This is a genomic window from Streptomyces sp. NPDC047315, assembly GCF_040643215.1.
Lineage (GTDB): Bacteria > Actinomycetota > Actinomycetes > Streptomycetales > Streptomycetaceae > Streptomyces.
This window is the reverse complement of sequence record NZ_JBEYTZ010000087.1, coordinates 1-5,262: the sequence shown is the minus strand read 5'-3', so window position 1 is coordinate 5,262 and position 5,262 is coordinate 1. Positions and strand designations below refer to the sequence as shown.

At 75.4% G+C, this 5,262-nt stretch carries 2 protein-coding genes; both read left to right on the top strand.

The window, feature by feature from the left end; translation table 11 throughout:
- Positions 1 to 3,666 (top strand): SDR family NAD(P)-dependent oxidoreductase (locus ABZ842_RS38500; RefSeq protein WP_361548457.1); only part of this gene is annotated, 3,666 nt, incomplete at its 5' end.
- 7 nt (positions 3,667 to 3,673) lie between these two features.
- Positions 3,674 to 5,262 (top strand): beta-ketoacyl synthase N-terminal-like domain-containing protein (locus ABZ842_RS38495; RefSeq protein ID WP_361548454.1); only part of this gene is annotated, 1,589 nt, incomplete at its 3' end.

Below are 5,262 nucleotides of genomic sequence, written 5' to 3'. Positions count from 1 at the left end.
GCCCACGCCCACACCACCGCCACCCCCATCAACTGGACCCCCAACCACACCCACCCCACCCACCCCCACACCGACCTCCCCACCTACGCATTCCAGCACCGCACGTTCTGGTTGGCGAAGCAGGCCGAAGGGTCCGGCGACCCGGCGAGCCTCGGTCTGACCGCGGCGCGGCACCCGCTGCTGGGCGCCGCCACCCAACTCGCCGACCAGGACGTCCACCTCCTGACCGGCCGTCTCTCGGTGAACACCCGCTGGCTCGCGGAACACCGCGTCCTCGGCACCGTCCTGCTGCCCGGCACCGCCTTCGCAGAACTCGCCCTGCACGCCGCCGCGTGGACGGGCGGCGGCCACGTCGCCGAACTCGTCGTGCACGAACCGCTGTCCGTTCCGGACGACGGCGCCGTGGACGTCCAACTGTCGGTAGCACCGCCCGACGAGGAAGGGCGACGCGCGCTCGCCGTCCACTCCCGACCGACCGCAGCGGACGACTCGCGCTGGCACCGGCACGCCACGGGCGTCCTGGCACCGGACGAGTCCGCGGAGCCCCCGGCGCCCTTCGTGGGCGCCTGGCCTCCCCCCGGGGCCACCGGGCTGCCGACCGAGCACCTCTACGAAGACCTCGCCGACCGCGGTTCCAGCTACGGCGGCGCCTTCCAGGCCCTGACCGCCGCCTGGCGGGCCGGGGACGAGGTGTACGCGGAGGTGGCGCTCCCGGAGGGCGAACGGGCGGAGGCCGGGGCGTACGGGGTGCACCCGGTGCTCCTGGACGCCGCACTCCAGGCCCGCGCCCTGGACGCGGCGCTGGCCGGTGGCGACGTCGACACGATCCGCATGCCGTTCTCCTGGAGCGGGCTGCGGCTGCACGCCCCGGGTGCGCGCGCCCTGCGGGTGCGGATCACCCCGACGGACGCGGACCGGTTCGCCCTCGCCGCGTACGACACGGACGGCGCCCCGGTCCTCGCGCTGCAAGAGCTGACCCTGCGGGCGCTGCCCACGGACCGGCTGGGCGGCAGCGGACCGGCCGTCAGGAACGCGCTGTTCCGGCTCGACTGGCACCCCAGCACCACCGCCCCCAGCTCAACCGCTCTCGACGACGCCCTCGACGGCACCCGCCAGAACGGGCCGCTGGCCGTCGTGGCGGACGGTTCCGACCCGGACGCCGCAGCCGTGCTCGCCGCGCTGCCGGACACGCCCCGCTACCCGGACCTCGCGGCGCTGCGCGCCGCGGTGGCCGCGGGCGCGCCGGCCCCGGGCACCGTGCTGGTGCCGTTCGCACCGTCGGACCGCGCTCCCGGGGCCGACCCCGGCGAGGTCCTGCGGGCCGCGGGACGTACCGCGCTCGCGCTGCTCCAGGACTGGCTGGCAGACCCCGACGAGAACGCCGCGCTCGCTCTCCTGACCCGGCGTGCGGTGGCCGTGAGCGGTCGGGAGGACGTGTCGGACCTGGCGGCCTCTGCGGTGTGGGGGCTGGTGCGCAGCGCCCAGTCCGAGCATCCAGGCCGCTTCGTCCTGGTCGACGTCGACGGTCGGGACGCTTCGTACGCGTCGGTCCCCGGCGCGGTGGCGACGGGCGAGCCGCAGCTCGCGGTGCGCGACGGCGTGACGTACGTGCCGCGGATCGCCCACGCCGAGGCGCCCGCGCAACCCTTGCTGCCGGAGGGCGGTGCCGCCTGGCGGCTGGCGCGGGCCGCGGACGGCCGCGTCCGCGCGGTGCCGCTGGCCGCGGCCGAGCCTGAGCAGCCCGAGGCAGGCGCGGTCGTGGTGGCCCTGCGTGCGGGGACCGTGCACGGCGTGGCCGCCGGCGTGGTGACGGCCGCGGGCCGGGGCGTCGGGCTCTCGGCCGGCGACCGCGTGGTGGGGCTCTTCGGCGCGCTAGCGTCCCTGGCGCGTACGGATGCGCGACTGGTGGTGGCGGTCCCGATGGGCTGGTCGTATGCCCAGGCCGCGGGCACGCTCGCCGAGTGCTTCGCCGAGTGCCGCGCGCTGGCGGACGACGGCAACGGCGCTACGGCCCTGGTGGCGGCGGTCCGGCCGCACCGGAACGGCTCCCCGGCGCTGCGCGCCGACGCCGAGCTGGAGGCCGCCCTCGGCGCCATGCACTCCGGTCCCGGTGACGCCCCGTCGGGGCCGGCGGGCATCCGGCTGGGCGCGGTCTTGACCGCGTTGCACGAATTGTTCGAGAGCGGCGCTGTGGGGCCGGTTCCGGTCGTCGCCCGTGACGTCCGGACGTGCGGGGACGCCGTCGGTACGGAAGGCACGGCAGCCGTCTTCACCCTGCCCGTACCGCTCGACCCGGCCGGCACAGTGCTGGTCACCGGTGGTACGGGCGCCTTGGCCGCGGTCACGGCACGGCACCTGGTCGTACGTCACGGCGTGCGGCGGCTGGTGCTCGCGAGCCGGCGGGGGCCGACGGCTCCGGGCGCGGCCGAGTTGGCCGCGGAGCTGACCGGGCTGGGCGCCGAAGTGGACGTGGTGGCCTGTGACACCGGGGACCGCGACGCCCTGTCGGGGCTGTTGGCGGCCGTGCCGGAGCGGCATCCGCTGACCGCGGTCGTCCACACGGCGGCGGTCGTCCACGACGGCACCGTCCAGTCCGCCACCCCCGAGCAGTACGAAGCGGTGTTGCGCGCCAAGGCGGCCTCTGCATGGCTGTTGCACGAACTGACCCGGGACGCGGACCTGTCGGCGATGGTCCTGTACTCGTCCGTCACCGGGCTCGCGGGCGGCGCCGGGCAGGGCAGTTACGCGGCCGGCAACGCCTTCTTGGACGCGCTCGCGCAGCACCGGCACGCCGCAGGTCTGCCCGCGACCTCCCTCGCGTGGGGCTTCTGGGACCAGCGGGGCGGGATGTCCGGTGAGTTCAGCGAGGCGGACCGGGCGCGCAACGTGCGCGCCGGTGACCTCGGGCTCAGCACCGAGCTGGCGCTCACGCTGCTGGACACGGCGCTGGAGCGCGGGGAACCCCTGCTCGTGCCGGTGCGGCTGGATCTGCCGGGCATGCGGCGGCGCGTGGACAGCGGGGAGGTCCCGGTCGTCTTCCGGCATCTGCTGCGTGGTGCGGGGGCGTCGGCGGGCGCTCCGGCCGGGCCGGGTGCGGCGCAGGCGCTGGCCGGGCTTTCGGGGGCCGATCGGCTACGGGCCCTGCTGGAACTCGTCCGCGGGCAGGCCGCTGCCGTCCTGGGCTACGAATCGGTGGCGGCGGTGCCCGCGACGCGCAACTTCCGTGAGCTGGGCTTCGACTCGCTGACTGCGGTGGAGCTGCGGAACCGGATCAGCACGGCCACCGGGCTGCGGCTCCCGGCGACCTTGGTCTTCGACCGCCCAACGCCCGCGGCCGTGGCGGAGTTCCTGGACGACCGGTGGGAACCCGCTGCCGGGGCCGCGCCGGCGGACGCCTTGCTGGCCGATCTGGACCGGGTCGCGGACGCGGTCGCCGGTCTGTCCGACACCGATCAGGGGCTCGTCGTCGCACGGCTTGAGGAGCTGTTGCGGGGCGTGGCGGCCCTCGGTGGTGGACGGGGCGGCCACGCGGACGACGAGGAGCACGAGAACACGGACCTGGAGTCGGCCAGCGACGACGAGTTGTTCGACCTGCTGGACGGCGAGCTGAGCGAGCTGAACGAGCGGGGCTCCGCGGGGCACGACCTGTCGACCGAGCGGGAGTGAGGGCGCCGTGTCGAACGACGAGAAGCTGCGTTCGTACCTCAAGCGCGCGACCGCCGACCTGCGGCAGGCGCGGCGGCGGGTGGACGAGTTGGAGGAGCGGGCGCGCGAGCCGGTCGCGGTCGTCGGGATGGCGTGCCGGCTGCCGGGCGGCGTCACGGGGCCCGAGGAGCTGTGGCGGCTCGTCGCGGACGGCACGGACGCCCTGAGCGGCTTTCCCGAGGACCGCGGATGGCCGCTGGCGGAGCTGACGGATCCGGGCCGGCCGGACGCCAGCGTGACCGACCGGGGCGGCTTCCTGACCGACGCGGCGCTGTTCGACGCGGACTTCTTCGGGATCTCGCCGCGTGAGGCGCTGGCGATGGACCCGCAGCAGCGACTGCTGATGGAGTGCGCCTGGGAGGCGTTCGAACGCGCGGGGCTCGACCGGGAGTCCCTGGCCGGATCCCCTACGGGCGTGTTCGCGGGCATGTCGTCGCAGGACTATCTGTCGCTCGTCGGCCGGGCGGGCGACGAGGTGGCCGGCTACATGGCCACGGGCAACAGCGGCAGCGTGCTCTCCGGCCGGGTGGCGTACGCCTTCGGCCTCGAAGGGCCGACGCTCACGGTCGACACGGCGTGCTCGTCGTCGCTGGTGGCGATCCACCTGGCGTGCCAGGCACTGCGGCAGGGTGAGTGCTCGCTGGCGCTGGCGGGCGGGGTGACGGTGATGAGCACCCCCGGGATCTTCCGCGAGTTCACCCGACAGCGCGGGCTGGCGGCCGACGGCCGGTGCAAGGCGTTCGCCGCGGCGGCGGACGGGACCGGCTTCGCGGAGGGCGTCGGCACGGTGGTGCTGGAGCGGCTGTCCGATGCGCTGGCGGGCGGTCGCACGGTGCTGGCCGTGATCCGTGGCTCGGCGGTCAACCAGGACGGCGCCAGCAACGGACTGACGGCACCGAACGGCCCGTCGCAGGAGCGCGTCATCCGACAGGCGCTCGCCAACGCGCGGCTGCGGCCCGCAGCGGTGGACGCGGTGGAGGCGCACGGCACGGGCACGACCCTCGGCGATCCGATCGAGGCGCAGGCGCTGTTGGCGACGTACGGCCAGGACCGGCCGGCGGACCGGCCGTTGTGGCTCGGCTCGGTGAAGTCCAACCTCGGGCACACGCAGGCCGCGGCCGGCGTCGCGGGCGTCATCAAGATGGTGATGGCGCTACGGCACGGGGTGTTGCCGGCCTCGTTGCACATCGACGCGCCGTCACCCCACGTCGACTGGGACTCGGGTGCGGTGCGGCTGCTGGACCAGGCGCGGGAGTGGGCGCCTTCGGGCGACCGACCGCGACGGGTGGGGGTGTCGTCGTTCGGCGTGTCCGGTACGAACGCGCATGTGATCGTGGAGGAGGCGCCGGCGGTTGGTGCCGCGGAAGTCACGCACGGTGTGGGTGGTGTGGTGCCGTGGGTGGTGTCGGGGCGTGGGGTGGAGGCGTTGCGGGGTCAGGCGGGTGCATTGGCCGGGCTGGTAGTGGGGGCCGATGTGTCGGTGGGTGCGGTGGGGTGGTCGTTGGTGTCGGGGCGGTCGGTGTTTGAGCACCGGGCGGTGGTGGTGGGTGCCGAGCG